General features: G+C 59.9%; 16 protein-coding genes. 7 read left to right on the top strand and 9 right to left on the bottom strand.

Features of this window, described 5'->3' with window-relative positions; translation table 11 throughout:
- Positions 1 to 6 precede the first annotated feature (6 nt).
- The 4 genes from OO258_RS14760 to OO258_RS14745 all read left to right on the top strand — a co-directional run bounded on the left by OO258_RS14760 (position 7) and on the right by OO258_RS14745 (position 3,448).
- Positions 7 to 1,143, top strand: coding sequence for a M23 family metallopeptidase (locus OO258_RS14760; RefSeq protein ID WP_110746366.1), 1,137 nt, complete (start codon positions 7 to 9; stop codon positions 1,141 to 1,143).
- 144 nt (positions 1,144 to 1,287) lie between these two features.
- Positions 1,288 to 2,490: a hypothetical protein gene (locus tag OO258_RS14755; protein WP_266031198.1), complete on the top strand. Its 1,203-nt coding sequence runs from the start codon at positions 1,288 to 1,290 to the stop codon at positions 2,488 to 2,490.
- Between the two features lie 88 nt (positions 2,491 to 2,578).
- A complete protein-coding gene (locus OO258_RS14750; RefSeq protein ID WP_266031196.1) occupies positions 2,579 to 3,004 on the top strand; it encodes a hypothetical protein in 426 nt (141 codons plus the stop codon).
- Between the two features lie 15 nt (positions 3,005 to 3,019).
- Positions 3,020 to 3,448, top strand: a complete 429-nt coding sequence (locus OO258_RS14745; RefSeq protein ID WP_266031194.1) for a hypothetical protein — start codon at positions 3,020 to 3,022, stop codon at positions 3,446 to 3,448.
- A gap of 71 nt (positions 3,449 to 3,519) precedes the next feature.
- On the opposite strand, the gene OO258_RS14740 is transcribed toward OO258_RS14745, so the two are convergent.
- Both OO258_RS14740 and OO258_RS14735 read right to left on the bottom strand, forming a co-directional pair.
- Entirely contained in the window at positions 3,520 to 4,266 is a 747-nt protein-coding gene (locus OO258_RS14740) for a hypothetical protein (protein WP_266031191.1), read from the bottom strand.
- A 199-nt stretch (positions 4,267 to 4,465) separates the two neighbouring features.
- Positions 4,466 to 5,047, bottom strand: a complete 582-nt coding sequence (locus OO258_RS14735) for a hypothetical protein (protein ID WP_266031189.1) — start codon at positions 5,045 to 5,047, stop codon at positions 4,466 to 4,468.
- 145 nt (positions 5,048 to 5,192) lie between these two features.
- Between OO258_RS14735 and OO258_RS14730 the strand changes: the two genes are divergently transcribed.
- Positions 5,193 to 5,540, top strand: coding sequence for a hypothetical protein (locus OO258_RS14730; RefSeq protein ID WP_014592445.1), 348 nt, complete (start codon positions 5,193 to 5,195; stop codon positions 5,538 to 5,540).
- Between the two features lie 20 nt (positions 5,541 to 5,560).
- Here the strand turns inward: OO258_RS14730 and OO258_RS14725 are convergent, their stop codons facing one another.
- Positions 5,561 to 6,214 (bottom strand): OmpA family protein, encoded by a 654-nt coding sequence (locus OO258_RS14725; RefSeq protein WP_266031187.1) that lies wholly within the window; start codon positions 6,212 to 6,214, stop codon positions 5,561 to 5,563.
- On the bottom strand, positions 6,211 to 6,702 hold the full coding sequence (locus tag OO258_RS14720) for a hypothetical protein (protein ID WP_110746350.1): 492 nt from the start codon (positions 6,700 to 6,702) through the stop codon (positions 6,211 to 6,213). Before OO258_RS14720 ends, OO258_RS14725 begins: the two co-directional genes overlap by 4 nt.
- Positions 6,703 to 6,993: 291 nt before the next feature.
- Here OO258_RS14720 and OO258_RS14715 point away from each other — a divergent pair, with 291 nt between their 5' ends.
- The gene (locus tag OO258_RS14715; protein WP_266031185.1) at positions 6,994 to 7,527 is read left to right on the top strand and encodes a hypothetical protein; all 534 of its coding nucleotides are present in this window, start codon (positions 6,994 to 6,996) and stop codon (positions 7,525 to 7,527) included.
- A 38-nt stretch (positions 7,528 to 7,565) separates the two neighbouring features.
- Entirely contained in the window at positions 7,566 to 8,819 is a 1,254-nt protein-coding gene (locus tag OO258_RS14710; protein WP_266031183.1) for a DUF6685 family protein, read from the top strand.
- A gap of 32 nt (positions 8,820 to 8,851) precedes the next feature.
- Here OO258_RS14710 and OO258_RS14705 read toward each other — a convergent pair whose 3' ends face one another.
- From OO258_RS14705 to OO258_RS14685, 5 genes are all read right to left on the bottom strand, one after another.
- Entirely contained in the window at positions 8,852 to 9,283 is a 432-nt protein-coding gene (locus tag OO258_RS14705; RefSeq protein ID WP_266031181.1) for a hypothetical protein, read from the bottom strand.
- A 111-nt stretch (positions 9,284 to 9,394) separates the two neighbouring features.
- A complete protein-coding gene (locus tag OO258_RS14700) occupies positions 9,395 to 11,218 on the bottom strand; it encodes a T6SS phospholipase effector Tle1-like catalytic domain-containing protein (RefSeq protein ID WP_266031179.1) in 1,824 nt (607 codons plus the stop codon).
- Between the two features lie 28 nt (positions 11,219 to 11,246).
- Complete coding sequence (locus tag OO258_RS14695) at positions 11,247 to 11,699, bottom strand: hypothetical protein (protein ID WP_266031177.1); 453 nt, start codon at positions 11,697 to 11,699, stop codon at positions 11,247 to 11,249.
- Between the two features lie 73 nt (positions 11,700 to 11,772).
- On the bottom strand, positions 11,773 to 12,159 hold the full coding sequence (locus OO258_RS14690; RefSeq protein WP_110746335.1) for a hypothetical protein: 387 nt from the start codon (positions 12,157 to 12,159) through the stop codon (positions 11,773 to 11,775).
- A 170-nt stretch (positions 12,160 to 12,329) separates the two neighbouring features.
- Positions 12,330 to 15,317 (bottom strand): DotA/TraY family protein, encoded by a 2,988-nt coding sequence (locus OO258_RS14685; RefSeq protein WP_266031175.1) that lies wholly within the window; start codon positions 15,315 to 15,317, stop codon positions 12,330 to 12,332.
- Positions 15,318 to 15,700 lie beyond the last annotated feature (383 nt).

The raw sequence follows: 15,700 nt of genomic DNA, 5'->3' as shown, positions 1-15,700 counted from the left end.
CAAGGGATGAACAGAACGATCTTGCGCGGCCTCGCCGGCCTGAGCCTGCTGGCGTGTGCCCACGGCGCCATTGCGGACACCTGCATGGTGTCTCCCACCGACAAGGAAATTGTTTCCGGCCGTTTCGGCAAGTTCCGGGGTGGCGGCGCGGCCAACCACGGCTCGGCCAACCAGAAGGCACACATGCACGATGGCCTGGACTTTTCCACCAGCGGTACATCGCAACCGGTGTATGCCACCACCGAGGGCAAGATCACCTTCGCTGGCTCTCGAAGGTCTGCGGGTAATGCGATACTGATCCAGCGGGCCAATGGCGATATCGTCGCCTACTACCACCTCAGCGGCTTCGCCAACGGCATCAAGCAAGGCGTCACGGTCAAGCCGGGGCAGCAACTGGGTCTGTCAGGCAACACCCCCAGTACGTCCATGGTGAAGCACTTGCACTTCACCTATGGCACCACGAAAAAAGACGAGGCCAGGGCCAAGGCGTTCAGGGAAAATGCTCACCGAGGGCCATTCAACCCGGCGCAGTTGCCTTCCGCCGTGGTCAGCCCGCAGGCTGGCATTGGCTGGAAGACTGACCCGGCCCCCTATTTCTGCCAAACTTACGCCATCCAGGATGGTCATCCCGAGCATTACCCAATCCTCGGTAAGGACACCAAGGCGCAGCACCAGATCCTTTTCGGTAATGTACCTTCGGGCGGGGTTGCGCCAGACTCCACGGTTGAGCCTGTCCAGGTGGCAGCAGCCAACGCCGATGCAGCGCTGGCCGAAGCGGATGGCAAGACGCCCGCGATGTACTTGTCCGACGCTGATGGCTATGGTGCCTTGCCGACCGCTCCGATCGGTGGCTACGACACCATGTCGGTATCAGAAATGCTGGCGACCGAAGCCTCCCGGCGCTTCAGCGATGCCGAGTGGAACAACAGTATCACCCATGTTTCCAGCCGCGCCCTGTGGGTCGACTACAACCGGGCGGTAGGTGTCGGCAATTATTTGTCGGAAGCGATTTATCGCAAGAAGGAAAAAGTTGAAGCATTGCTTGCCGTTTACGCGTCGCAGAAATTGGCAGGTCAACGGATTCAGACCGATGGGGCCCAGCAGCGAGCCCAGAAAGGAGCTGTTTCCAGATCCATTGAATAACGCGGCGCCCACGAAAGGTAGACACAGATGGAACCCAAAGAACTCGATAAGCCTGATCAAGCCGTCGCTGATTCTGCTGCCGGGCAAACAGCCCAGCCAGGGCGGAGTTATGCAGGTATCTTGGTCCATCATGGCGCAGCGCCCTTGAACGAAAACGGTGACAGCGAAAACGTTTACAGCATCACCCTGAAAACCGCTGAAGGTAACCTGACCTTCCAGGATCCCAGTTTTGCCGAGCTCATGAACGACTCGTCCGTGCAGCTCGGCGACAGTGTGCGCCTGGATCACCAGGAAGGCGCCTGGAGCGTGCAACAGATAGATGCCGCTGCCTTGAAGGCATTCAATGCGCAGGCTGGTAATCCGCAAACGCCCGGTAGCGCGGAAGCGGCCAGCAGCAGCGCACAAAAAGATGCCGCTGACATTGATCCAAGCGCACTCGATGCGCTGATGAAGGTCGTGGGTGAGATGAAGGCGAAGGACGCTTCACTCGACCCGGAAGAAGTGCGGCGCATCAATGAATCGCTGAATGAACCAGCAGATGCTGCCGGCAGCAAAGCCTCCCAACACGCACAGCGCGAAAGTAACGGCGCAGAAGCGCTGTTGCAAGGCAGTGCAGAACTCGTAGGCGGCGTGGCGTCGTTGACCGGGGCAGCCCTGCAAGGCATTGGCAGAGGTGCAAGCGCCCTGGCCAATGCCTGGCGTGACGGCTCGAAGCCCGCGGAAGTCGAAGCTTCTTCCGCGCCAGCAGGGCCTGACGAGATGATGGGCCGAGTGCAGGTCCTGCCCCGTCTGTCCGAGTACCGGGTGGACCAGGTTGAAAAAGCAGCCGGCAATTACGAGAAGGCACATACGGCGTTCTGGAACGCTGGAAACATGCCCCAGGTTCGTGAGCAGATCGAAGCACGTGCCGAGCAAACCGGGCTGACCGTGCCCGAAGTCATCGAAAAGATGAAGCCGGACGGCGAATTCAATGACCTGCATGAGACGTTCGTCGAGGCAGTCGGGCAGTCACCGGATGCCCAAACCCATAAAAAAGCCATGGACAAGGCACTCACCGGCTGGACCCGCCAGTATGGGCGGGCCCAGGAAGAGCTGCTGAACCCCGAAACCGAAGGCAACCCGCATTATGACAAGCTCAAGGCCCGCCTTGAGACCTCCAGCGAAAACATCCACGGCAATGCAGGTAACACTCCGGCATTCGAAGGGGAAACACAGTCGCATCTGGAGCGCCTGCAAGAGTCGATGCAGCGCATCTTCGAACGCTTGAAGGAGATGGTGCAAGGGGTCGTCAACATGGTTCGCAACAAGGCCGGGGGCAACTCCCAGGACAATGACATGGCGCCTTGACACCTGCTCGGGCCGCCAGGCTGTCCGGCCAGCTGATACCTAAATGGAGCCTTCAAGGCAGACGTATTCACCACGCAAGGAGAACGGAATGACCGAGTACAGCAGCTGGAAAGAAATCACCGCCACGCCGGAGGCGCACCTGGATTTCCTGCGGGTGATCGACGGCAAGCTGGAAGAAGGCCTGGGTGGCAAGAACCTGTATGAAAAGCTGTCCAAGGACATCACTGTGGAAGGCAAGGCCTTCAGCCAGGCCTTCCACCTGAACAAACTGGAAGCCAACTCGTACGGCTGGGATACCGACGAGACGCCGGACCCGGTGAAGCTCGAGATCGTCGAGTTGACCTCGAAGATCAAGGAGGCGGACCCAGGCTACGACCTGGCCCACTTCACGATCGGCTATGAGTACATGATCAGCGAGATGAAAGAGCGCGGCGTGGAAGTGAATGCCGGCCTGGACCACAGCGACCCAGTGCCGAAGAACCGCAGCGGCTCGGACTACGAGCCTGGCATGTGACGCCTGGAGGTACCTGTGAAAGCGATCATTTCCCTCATGCTGGCCTTCGGTATGTCGGCTCTGGTGAGTGCTGCCCAGGCCCAGGAAGCCCCCGTGGCCGAGGAGCAATGGCAGGAGCTACCGCGCAATACCACCATCTATGTGCCGGTGCCCAAGCAGGTCACGCCGGTTGCGGCTTATCGTTCGTGCTCGAACCGCTACGAAGGTGAGCGCTGCGATTTCTCCACCCCTCGCCAAGGAGTGATCGAAGGCACATGCCAGGCGCCGGAAATGCGACAGCCGCCCGCCTATGGCTACGAGATGCAGCAATACCCCGCCCAGGTGCGCACAGCCTTGGTTTGTATGCCCGTCGAGGACCCGGCTGCTGGCGGCCCGGACAACCCAGGCCACGAGTCGCCCCAACCGCCTCCGACAGCCCCACCAGCGGAACAGCCAGCACCCTAGCCCCTGAGGGCTGATCCATCAAACATGGCGCGATCCCAGTAACGACCTTGTGTCGCGCCTGTCATTCATGATCACGGGGCAGAGTCGTCGACATCCGGTCCGGGTGCAGCCGACTGCAACATGTCCATGATGAACCGCTGCGTTTCCGGCAGCTGCCTGCCGAACACCTCATCCTGCTCAGGGGCGAGCTGGATATCGCCTGCACGCAAACCCCGTGCGACCTGGTCCTGGTAGCGCGTCACAAAACGTTCGCGGATGTCACGCGCTTCGGGGCTATCGCCACCCGTCAGTTCTTCCAGTAGCCCTTGCACCGCCTGCATGAACACCAGGCTGCGCTTGTATTGCAGGTGCTTCAGCCTGGACTGCTCGAGCGCAGCTGCGTAATGCATGTCCATCACCTCGAGCCTTGCCTGTAGCAACTCATTGCTGCTCTGCAAGGCTGCAAATGCTTCGGACTCGCTAGCCGTCGGTTTAGCCTCAGCGCGCTTGGCCGCGCCGGCGACCTCGGACAATTGCTGGTACATCAGGTCGATAATGGTTTTCTGGCGCTGCACCACTGTCCGAAGCTGCACCGCCTCCTCGAAGTACTGCCTCACGTGCCCCCTGAGCGGCTCCAGTTTCTCGTTGGCACAGGCCACCCCTGCGTCCCAGCCTTGCGCATAGCCTTGAGAGCGCCCCTCATCGAAGCCCTCTTTACGACCTTGCTGGCGCCCCTGGCTGCGCCCGACATGCAGGTTGGAAATTGCATGATCGAGCGAGCCGGTATATCCACCATCCAGGCCGCCACCAGGTCTCCCCGCACCCCAGTTATGGTCCATTTGCTTCCTCGCTTAAGCTGCTGCCGCCCCTGGCGGCTGGATGTTTTCCAGAGCATCACTCACAACGTCGGGTCCGGCGCGTCATCCTTCAGCGTTGCTGCCGACTGCGCCATCTGCCCATGCTCCCTGGATCGGCGCGTCCCTTGAACATGCGCCGCTAGATTCTGGTCAATGCCAAACCCGATACTGTCCACCGAGTTCAACGCGTGGTCTTCACATCGCTCCCAGCTGCTTGCTGGGCTTCGGCCTGAGGCAAGGCGAAATCGGCGAGCCGATGCAGGGCAACCGCTACCCAATCGCCACCGAAACGCTTGTCCTCCAGCACCGACTTCAGCGCCAGGATCGGCACACAGTGCCTTGCCTCCCCTTGGACATAAAAAGCAGCCATCCATTCGGGCAGCAAGTGTTTTATATCTTCGTGGGTTTCCACGCTGAACACCAACGCAAGAATACCAGGCATGGTTTTGACCTCCCGGCTGGGCAGCGCGTCAGCCAGCCAGAAGGCCACCTCGCCGAGCTGGCCGGCCTGGATCGGCAACAGGGCAACGACCTTGTGCCCGTCATGATCAACGACAATGCCTGGTTCAAGATCGAGCGTTCGCGCGCCGAAGCCGAGCGCTTCCCGCCGAATGGGCAGCGACTTGAGGAAATGCTCCAGCAGCGTATACATCTCGAAAGCGACCGGAATGTCCTTCTGGATGGCCGGCGCACTCTTGGCCATCACACTGACGAAGCCGCCACCCGCCTGGGCGAGAACATCGCCACTGATGGCCTGCGCCACGAAAGCCTCGAGTTCATACAACGAATACATGGTCCCACTCCCGCGCAACGGCTCGACTAGACTGAACTTCAACCTGCTGGCAGGTCCAAAAACCTCAGTCGTTCGTGTTTTGTATGTTTGCAGCCCAAACTTCAAGGATGTACCAATGACCCATCAGTTTCACTGTGCATTTCATCCCGCGCCGGGCAATGACGGTGGCGTGCTGAACATCGGCCCCGCCTCGGTCAGCATCGACCTGGAAAACCTCTGCCTGTTCGCCAATGTGGTCGGGCAGATCGAAAAGCGGCGGGCGGCCGGCGTAGCCAGGTCAGAGATTCTCGGCGAGTGGGTAGGCAGTGAAGACATCGACTGGGCGCATATCGGCTTTCACCCCTGCCGCGAGAGCTACAGCCTGCGTTACAACGGCGTAGCCTGGGAGGCGCCTGCCGACGCCACCATCGCCGCTGCCGCCGAGGCACGCTTGTTCCTCGATAACATGCGCCTGCAGGCCTGACCTGACGCGGCCCTTGCTGCCTAGCGAGCGAGGGCCGTATTCGCCTGGTACTGACCGAAGAACTCGAATTCAACCCGGCGGTTGGCTGCACGGCCAGCGGGGGTGTCATTCGCGGCGATGTAGTCGCCCTCCTGCCCCTCAGCGCTGATTTTCGCCGCTGCTACGCCACGCCGAACCAGGTACATCTTCGCCGCCTGCGCCCTGAGCAAGGCAACCCGGCGATTTGCCTCCATCGTGCCCACACTGTCGGTAAAGCCGACGATCTTCACCTGCAGCGCGTCCTGCGCCGAGCGCACCAGCACGTCGCCATCCTCGGCGCTGGGGCTGAAGCGTGAATGGCCGAACGCAAAATTGAGCGTCATGTGGTTGATCGAAGTCTGGATCTGGTCCTGCCGCGCCCTGATTGCCAAAAGCTCCTGACGGCTACCATTGGCGTCGGCCTCAGCCGCAGCCAGCCGCACCCGCAAGCTCTGGATTTCGCTGTTCAGGGCATTGATGGTCTGCTGCATTTGCGCGGTGTTCTGCCCTTGCGCCGAGGGTGCCACATAGGGCACCGGCGCGGCCGGGCTCTCCACCAGCTCGAACCCTGCGAAAGCCTTCGGGGCAAGTGCCACCGAGAGGGCGGCAAGTACCAGCGGCAGCAACCTGCGAGGGGTGGAAACGAGGGTGCTCATACATCTCTCCAATATCGCAGGATCACGAAAACGATGGCCGACCAGGCATACCCCAGCAGCAATACCAGGATGCCTGCCAGCAGGTAGATACGCAGGGGGTCCGTGGCATCCTGGCCCAGCGGCTGAAGCCCGGGAACCAGGGTGGCCGGGAACCAGGCGAACAGCAGCGCCACCAACGGTGCGAGCCACAGGCCAAGGCGCAGCTGACGATGGTCGCCCCCGCGCGTCCACCAGGCGTACCAACCCAGGCTGAGCAGGTAGGCAGGCAGCAACATGACGCTCAGCAACAGGGCTGAAAAGGACAATGCCGCGGCGTAGAAGCGCGGCGAACCTTGGGCCATTTCACCCATCAGGGTCGCCACCACCGCAATGGCAAAAGCAACCAGCGCCACCTGCAGAGGCACCGACAGCAGCCACAGGGCTGCGCGACGATCGCCCACGGCCGTGAGGCCTGGCTTCACGGCAGGTGGAGGTAATGCGTAGGACATGCCTGGAAACTCCTTGTAAGGGTCAGCCGGACGGCCAGATTCAAAAGAACTGCCGCTGTGTGCCAGCCAACGTTCAACATCCTGTCATCTATCAAAATGACCTGTTAGAAAAATGTCGAAATTGATGGTGAGTATGAATTTGAGGCCTTTTGCCGTCAAGGTTTGAATCTTCGTCACGCGCAGGCTCTCACTTGACCAAGCGCAGGGCGTAGCGCACACTCGAGGCATGTAAAAAACATTTTTCTGACAACCAGAATTGATAGCACTTTGTCATCCAGAAGGATCTGCCGCATGAAAGCTCTGCACCTCGCCCTGCCGCTGCTGGTTTCGCTCGCCTGCACGTCGGCGTACGCCGCAAAGATCGATCAGGCCGAAGCCAATGCACGCATCACTCAGGCACTCACCTGCAAGCGCAACGTTTCGCCTGAACAATTCGAGGCACTGGTCAAGGCGGCCAACGGCAAGGCCATCGTGCAGGCCTCGGACCTATCCGACGGCGAGTACACCGTGCCGAACCCGCTGGACGTTTACGGCCGCGCCGTGACCAAGCTTGCAATGCACCCAGGCTCCAATGGTGAAGGTGACTTCGACACCTACTCCGGGGCGTTCACCGGCGAGAGCATCCAGGCAGTGGCCAAGCTGGCCGACATTCCCAAAGACGAATTCGGCCAGTACAAGAAAGAAGTCGGTAACCACGACCTGTGGCTGTATGAAGATGGCAACAGCACCTACATCAGCTGTTCGTACGACATGCGCACAGTGGTGAAGACCATCAAGAGCACAGCTCGCAAGGCAGCGGATGCGGTACAGCGCGCCACCCAGTAACGCCTCGCGAACCTGTATGCGCTGAAAGGAGTCACGCCATGAGCTTCAGGACACTGGCTGCGAAGTTTCTGGAAACGGTCAAGGACGACCTGGGCATCCCTGCCCGTTTACGACGGGTCATTGCCGACACCCCCACGTTACGCATGAGGGTGGATGACCCCGCCGCCGTCATTGCCTCATCGAGCGTGGTGCGCTGGCATGAGTGGTCGCAGCGTATCGGTTTCGGCCAGGGCAGCGAACAGAACGGTGAGGTCAGGGGCTGGCGCGCCAGCGACGGCCATTACCACAGCGAGCATCGGCAGATCGCCGCACTGGCGCGGCTGGGCAAAACCGAAACCCTGCCTGAGTTCGCGTGTGACATCGGTGATGTGACTGGCCTGTCCGCCTCCAAATCCGAGCTGTACCGGTTTTTCTCCCTGCAACAGATGGCCGAGCAAGCCTGCCAGGCTTTTACCCGCGACATGAGCCAGGAGGGGCTTGCGCAGAACCTGCGCTGGCCGGAGATCGGCATCGTGCATGGCAGCAGCGACTTCATGGTGCGGTACGACTGGGATGATGGCCTGTACCTGGCCAACAGCGGCGGCTCGCACCACTTCGTCGCCGCCCGGCATATTGCCGGGCAGTTGCAGCAGCCGGTTGCGCTGCAGGGCCGCCTGGTTCGCAACGGCCTCGATGCCGGGGCTGCCGCTCAGCTCAACGATGAGTACGCCATCTATGCCGTGAACAAGGACGCGTTCTTCAATGATGCACTCGATGCCCTGCGCGACTTCAAGGCCACTCACTACTGGGGCGACCTGCCGCAACCGTACGACGACGGTATGGCGATCTTCCTGCCCAGAGAGGAAGCGCGCTCACGCAAGGTTGCGGAAATTTTCGCCAGCGAAGGGTTTACCGATGTAGGTGAAATGCTGGTGGAACTGGCGTCGCCGGATGCGGCTGTGGAGCGCCGGGCGCGCCAGGAAATATTGCGCGCGCGCATTGAAGCCCTGCCAGGCCTGGAAGCAAAAGCCGGGGTGGCACACCTCTTCGGCAAACACGCTGCAGCCGCCCTGCGCGATGAGCTGCCGACACAAGTGGACTGGCAAACCGTGGAGCAGGCCACCCTGGATGAAGCCTTCGGCATTCACCAACTCGACGCCCAAAGTGTTTACGAAGCGCTCGCCCAACATAGCCCGGGCGCCGTTTCGAGGCATTCACTGCAAACACTGCGCGCCACAGTCGATGGCTACGCGGCGCTGCATGAGCGCCAATTGGCCAACCTGCCTACGCCCGAGGCACCAAGCCCCGACTGAGTGCGGGGACGCCTGGTCACTCCGCATTCAACTCAGCCAGAGCAATATTGTCCAGCCAAGTGATGAATGCGCGCTGCGGCTTGCTCCTGAGCGCGAGCCTGCTCGCAAGCCCACGACAGCGTCGCCGAATCAGGAACATTCTCAGTGATAGCCTTTTTAGCGAGGAACCACAGGGCGCGCATGACAAACAGCGGGTCTTCAGTCAGTCGCGTATCCCCCGAGGCCTGCAGGTAAGCAACCAGCGCCTGGGTCGCACTGACCAATCCCTTGTCCTGACTGAACTGGACCAATGTACCCAGTGCCTGCGGATGCATTGAAGGATGAATCGTCAGCGGCGTGCAGCGTTCGGAATCGAGCAAATCCCAAAACGTTACGCCGTCCTTGCAGACCATGCCCACACGGCGACCACCCGCCATGTCATCGACCTCGATGAAGGTGCCTGGCTGGTATTTGTGGATTTTCATCTTCTCGCCCTTACCGATTGAATGGCCGACCACCGCCGGCAACAGGTGCATTCTAAGCAAGCAGGCAGCAAAAAGCCTTACTACCGTGCTTGGCGAAACTCAGCCTGACCATCAGGGCTCGGGAGCTTGCCAGGTAACAGTTCGCTGCAACTCAAGGGGGACTGGGCGGGCGACCATCGCACGCCCCAGCGGCTTGCCATCTTCCCCGGGAATTTCGTAATCATCCGTCAAACTGCCTTCCGGCCGCTCGGCAATCCATCGCGCTGCCTGCTTGAGGCCATCGTGAAGGAAACCTGCCTGCGCATCTTGTGCCACGTGCTGCATGTCGATTGCGATCAGGACACCGCACTCTCCAGCGAACGTCGGCGCCTCATAGGCAGCCTCCAGCTCGCCCACCACGTTGCCGTTGGTGTCGTGGAGCATGACCGGGTCACCCACACTCAGGGGGCCTCGATTGCGGGCATAGTCACCGGCATCTTCGACAATACGGCTGGCCTCGTACTCGAAGCCTAGGTCCGCAAAGGCCGATGAGCCTTCGTGGTCGATCCGAAGCACTGCATACCTAGGCGGCAGGCTCGGGGTTGGCAGCGGCACCTCTTCAAGGCCGAGCCGTTGAATGTGCGCTATCTCTGGCTTCGAGCCCGCGAGCAATAACGAGAGTTCAGCCACTTGCTTCCTTGACTGCGCAGCCTCTTGTGCCTCGAAGCGTTCTTGTCGAGCCTCTACTGTCCCGCTAAAGCTGCTATCGGGCTGGTAGTCAGGCAACGACGAAGAACCTTCGGCCTTGTCGCTCCACCCGAAGAAGTTCTGACCTAGCTCCTTGCCGATGCGTCGGATAACTGGCTCGCCGCGCGAACCATCATTTTCAAAGATGACTTTCCGGCCGCTCACCGCGTGATCGAAGGGCTGTTTCTGCCACTCCAGGCGCTCCAGAATTGTCCACCCCAGCACATTGGCCGTGCCACGCTCCGTCGGAAACGGTCGATTGTTGAGCACTGTCCAGGACCCGTTTTCCTCGCGCCTGAATGCTTCATTGCCTTTGAGCAATCGAGAATCGATCAACGCATCCTGCAACCGGTCAGGGTGCTTGATCAAAGCGTTGTATTGTTCGATGCGCTTCATTTCTTCCGGCGGCAACGGCCCCAATTCGACGCCAGCAGACTTCAGGCGATCGTACATGAAGGCCAGTGGACCAGCAGCCAGCAAATCGTTGCGGTAGCCGCCCCCAACTTGAGAGTGCGCGCCTGCGAACTTAATCTCTTCAACCCTTGAGTTGTCGTCGTTACGCAACGCGCTGGTCAGCGGAAACGTCGTACGATACTCATGCATTGCCACCAGGTGAGTGGTCGACTTTACGTTCCTGCTTATTTCCAGGTTCTTGTCAGGGTGGCTTTCCGTTATGGGCAAGCCGTAGGAGGCAACAGTGTCGAATATGGCGAGCTTGTTCACCTGCGCCTGACCAGGCGGAATCAGGTACTCCCGGGTCGCTTTCCACTGGCTATCAAGCTTAGGTACACCCCGATCAATGATCTCGTTCGCCAAGGCACGTGCTTGCGCTGCGCCGCGACTGAAGCCGATCAGGTTCAGGTCGACCTGCAGATCCTGGTTCTTGTTACAAAACGCGACAACGGCCTCGTAGGCTTGCTCGATACGGCTATCGCCACCGCGCCCGGTACCACGCTCGATCAGGGCAGTCGGTGTGCTGCGCTGATGGCTACCCACCCCGTCGAAATAGAGCTTTTCTGAAAGACCCAGGTAATGGGCGGAATCATAGGCGACGGGCGCATGGCCGGAGTTTCGGGAAAGGTTGGTACCTTTCGCCGCATCACACTCATAAAGACGGGCCACGTTGGTGTGGCTGCCCAACGGTTTGTCGTTGTCCTTGCTATTAGCCGTACCGTCAAAGTACACGCTAAAGTATACGGTCTTACTCATGTCATATCCCTATGAACAACTGCAAGCGTCAGCCTTCATTCAACTTCAGAATATGGGCCTTTATGGCCGCACCGGCCCGTTCGATAAAGTCGCCGAAAAACGCCTTGCCCAAGGCCCGCAACGGTGAGCCGTCCAATGAATCCGCAGCCGCCTCCACGGTGACAATGGCAAACTGCTCGGCAATTATTTCGACACTACGCTTGCGCATCCAGGGCTCGTCATACGGCTTCTGATACCACGTGGCGATCTGGTATTGAATGTCGTCCCTCTCAAATGCCTGGTACAGATGCTCGGCCAGCGCGATAACAGTTTCACGGATCAGACCGGGATCAATATTGTGCGCTTCAAGCAGTGCCTCCACAGGGGCGTTGGCAACTGCCATTAGGTCCCCAGTGGTGTAGCCTGGCATCGGTGGAAATACGCCGGGAGGCAACTCAACACCCGTGCCCTTGTTGTCGCCCAAGTTGTCTTCGTCTTGCATATGAACATCCTCATGCAACATACCAAATCCAGATTACCGAGGCTGCTTCAGTACTTGAAGCTTGCCCGCTCGGCTAGCCCGCTTGCTGCAACCGCTGAGCAGCAGCATGGTAAAGAATTGTCAGATCCTGCCTGGCACCCATTACTTCATTGTGAAAAACCGCAGAAACAAAAGGCGCCACCTTGAAGAAATCCGGCAGCACCTGCGGAGCGCTGGCATGAATAGGAAAAACCGGATTGGCCGGCGCAGCCAGCTGAAACTGATAACCAAACCCGCCCAACCCCGCGCGTTCGGACAGCGCCTGGGCGATGCACAGCACTGCCACCAGGCCGATTTCCGCCACATCATCAGCGTACAGTTCACCACCATCGTAGATAAACTGCTCACCGCGCACGATGGCCTGGTCTGCCAGGCCGGTCAGAAGCCGTCGAAGCTGGTCTTCCAGTTGATTGTCATCCATGCCAAGCCTCCGCCAAGCGATCCGAGTCAGGTATCAAGATACGCACACGATTGCGCGTCACCGTCCAAGACAACCCGGGGCGAGTAAAATTCCGCCCAGGCTAGCAAATTGCCATCCCTTAACTGCACCCACCCAGTGCCTGAATATCTGCATCCCCACATCGCTGCCGCTCATCGGCTTTCGCCGTCGTCGCCTTTGCCGTTTGCCGAGTCAGCCCCGGCCGGAAGCGCAGCCTCATTGAACTGTTGACCCTGTGCGCCGGCACTTTCCGCCTGCGCGTCAGGCGAGGCGTCCTGCTCTTGAGTCGTGTCGCTCCCGGCGGGGGCTGAGCCACCGCTCAGAGAATCCTGGTACGCCTGAATTCGCGAATCCGCGCCTTCGTTATACGCAGCCTTGCCCTCAGCACCTGCTGTGCTGAAGGCTTGCTTGTAGTCGGCCCCGGCGGCACCTGCTGTAGACGCCAGACCCGCGCCTGCAGTCAGCACACCGTTGGCAACGCCATCACGTACCCGCCCTCCCAGCGAGGCCGCCCCAGACTCGCGGAAGGAATCTACGCCAGCACGCCCAGCGGACAAGGCAACACTGCCGGCCCTGCGCATGGTCCTGCCGGTGGCAGCTGTGCCACCCGCGATGGCCCGCCCCAGCGCTACCCCAGCAGCGTCGGTGCGTTTTTCACCCAAGGTTCGTTTGTCTCCCGACTCAGCCTCGGCTTTTGCGCTCGAGTCGCCAGCGGCCGGTCCGCCAACCCCCTGACCGTTGGCGTTGACAAGCGCCGCTTTGTCGCCGGAACCACCACGGGACCCTCCGCCACCTGACCCACCGCCACCTGACCCACCGCCGCCTGACCCACCACCGGGTGAGGAGCCATCCGGCGGGGGCAGCTTGCCTTGATCACGACCCAGGCGCATGCCCGTGCCAGTACCACTGATGCTCCCCCCTGCGGCAGCAATGCCGCCGCGCATCTGGCCAGTCGCATTGGTCTCACCCAGGTCACCAATACCCGCGCCGATCCAGCGCAGCACCTGGTCAGGCAAGGTCTGCGGCAGGCCGAAGATCATGTACAGCACGGGCAGCAGCGTCAGCCCGAACACCATGAACCACCAGGCAAACGTCAAGAATTCCGCAATGACACCCACTCCCCCCGTCGAGGACACGACTGCACCGCGCATGGCGAAAAAGCCCGTGGCTATGTAGTCGATCACGGGGTCGGACACCAGCACCGCCGCGAACAACCCCAGAATCGCAAGCGCAGGGCGGGCGAACAGTGACAGCAGCAGTAAGTAACCTTGCGTCTGCGACCCCACGAACGTTCTGTCCGGCGTCATGTGCATCACAGCCCATAGCGGCGCAGCGATGATCGATTGCAATACGGCGAGCACCCAACCGACGAATACGATCATGAACAGCGTGTACGGCAGGCTAGGAAGGAAGACACTGAAGTAAAAGGCCAGAGGCTCGATGTAACTGGCCATCAACGCAAGCTGCTTGATTGGCACCTCGATCACCCAGTCCCAAAGCGGTGTGACGATCTTGTCCGCCTCCAGGCCGTTACCCAACACTTTTGCTGCGGAAACCGTACCCGCAAGCAAGCGCACAGCCGTGGTCGTGGTCTTGATCGCGACATCGGCAAGCAGGATCCCGGCGCGCGCAACGCTCAGATAGTCGCCCACGCACTTCATGCGGTTGAGCGACCCCCCCATCTGTCCTGCCGTTCCGCAGAGCGGCGTCTGCCCGTTGCTGCCGGCACCGGTGGCAATCTGCACCACATTCAGCATCATTCCGTTGACGAACGATGACATCTTGCTGTCCATGTCTGCCCGCAGCGAACCCACGTTGATATCGGTTTTGGGGTCCTTGGGTATGAGGCTGGCAAAGTCTTCCGGCTTGGTGGTCTTGGCCTTGGTGTAAGTATCCTTCTCTTCAGCCTTCTTGTTTATTGCCTCGGTAACGGTGGTCACGCTATTGCTCAGCAACATATAACGCGCATCCACAGGCAAACCGACCAAAGACGGTGCGCCTACGGAGCCGACCGGTTCCGCAAGCACGCCTGCAATCTGGCCGCGTACCATGCCAACGCGCTGGAACCAACCGCCAGCGGCTGCCCAGCCATCGTCGGTGAGGGTTTTCAGGAAGTCTTTCAGCCCACTATCCACCTCACCCTGCTCGTTGTTGACTTCATTGACGAGCGCAGTGGCGATATGGTTCTCCCAGGTCTTCACAATCTGGTTGAAACGGTCGGAATCGACATCTTCCCAGCCTGAATCATTGATGCTCACAGGCCACGAGTCGACCCACGCGTCCAGATCTGCCATCAGGTAGCCGGCGGCTTCGATCTTCTGCCCTTGCACCTGCTGACGCACCTTCTCCAGGGCCTGGGGAATAGCATCGGATTTCGTCTGGGCCATGTACGAGGACAGCTTCACCGTACCGCAGAAAGGCTGACCACCGGCCAGGTTGGTCACCGCATTCCGGTCCTTGAGGAGGAAGGTGGACTCGAACCGGCCATCTATCTCGACTCGTTTGTCGGCAGCCTGCTTGCTGACGCCTTCGCTGATACTTTCGCTCTTGGCCTGAACTTTCGGCACGTCGGCCGGAGTGGGTCCCGCATAGATGGCATTTGCAGCCTTGGCACAGTAGGAAACGCCAATGTACTGGCGTGCGAAATCACGCAGCCCATAGAAGTTTCCTGCCTGGTTGACGCCCTGAACGATACCGTCTGCCGAGAGGACCCCGATGGCCATGCCAGCTTTATAGGTGCCATTGGCAAAGCCGATGCCCCACAGGGAAAACATCAGAACGATCAGCTGGATGAAAGAGAAACCGCTGGTGGTCGGCAGCAACACGGCGCCACCTGCCACGATCCGCACCGGCGTCCACAAGGACGACCAGCTCTTGCCCATTGCCTCGCCATCATTGGCCGTGTTGGTTACCCCCATCACCGCCACGTACGAGACGATCAGCGAGCCGATGATCAGGATGCCGCTGTTGAAGAAGCCGAACATGGTGGCAAGGATGTTCGCGCCCGACTCCACAGAGTTGGGGTCGGTGCCCATGACCAGCGAGTCGATGACCGGGCCGAATATCCTGCCAAGCATCGCGACCGACTGATCGGTACACGCGCTTGGGTCGCTGCATGGAGAAAACGGCATCTGGGCCATTTGTGATACCTACCTGAATCGAGTTGCGGACGGTTGATCTGAATCGTTCGCGACGAATTCCCCTTGGAATGCTCCGTCGTCCTTGAGTTGAGCTGTCGAGCAGCCCGGCAAGCGTTGCCTGCACAGCGTTGCTTTCGAGCCTGAGCCATGGCGTCACGCTACAAGCCGCGACCCATCAGATATCCAAAGCCAGGCAATCTTAAACCAGAAATCACTCATTTATCAAAATATTGTTATGAAAGAAAACTAACAAAAAACCGAAACAGGCCGACAAGTACTTGTAGCTACCGATGCCGCAAGGACTACGTAAGGAAATGTAAAGTCGTGTAAACATTGGCATTTTGCCACCAAATCAGCGATTAAAGGCGAAAAAACCGTGATAA

The organism is Pseudomonas sp. DCB_BI (assembly GCF_026240995.1).
Lineage (GTDB): Bacteria > Pseudomonadota > Gammaproteobacteria > Pseudomonadales > Pseudomonadaceae > Aquipseudomonas.
The sequence above is the reverse complement of the archived record's forward strand: the minus strand, read 5'-3'. Positions and strand labels throughout refer to the sequence as shown.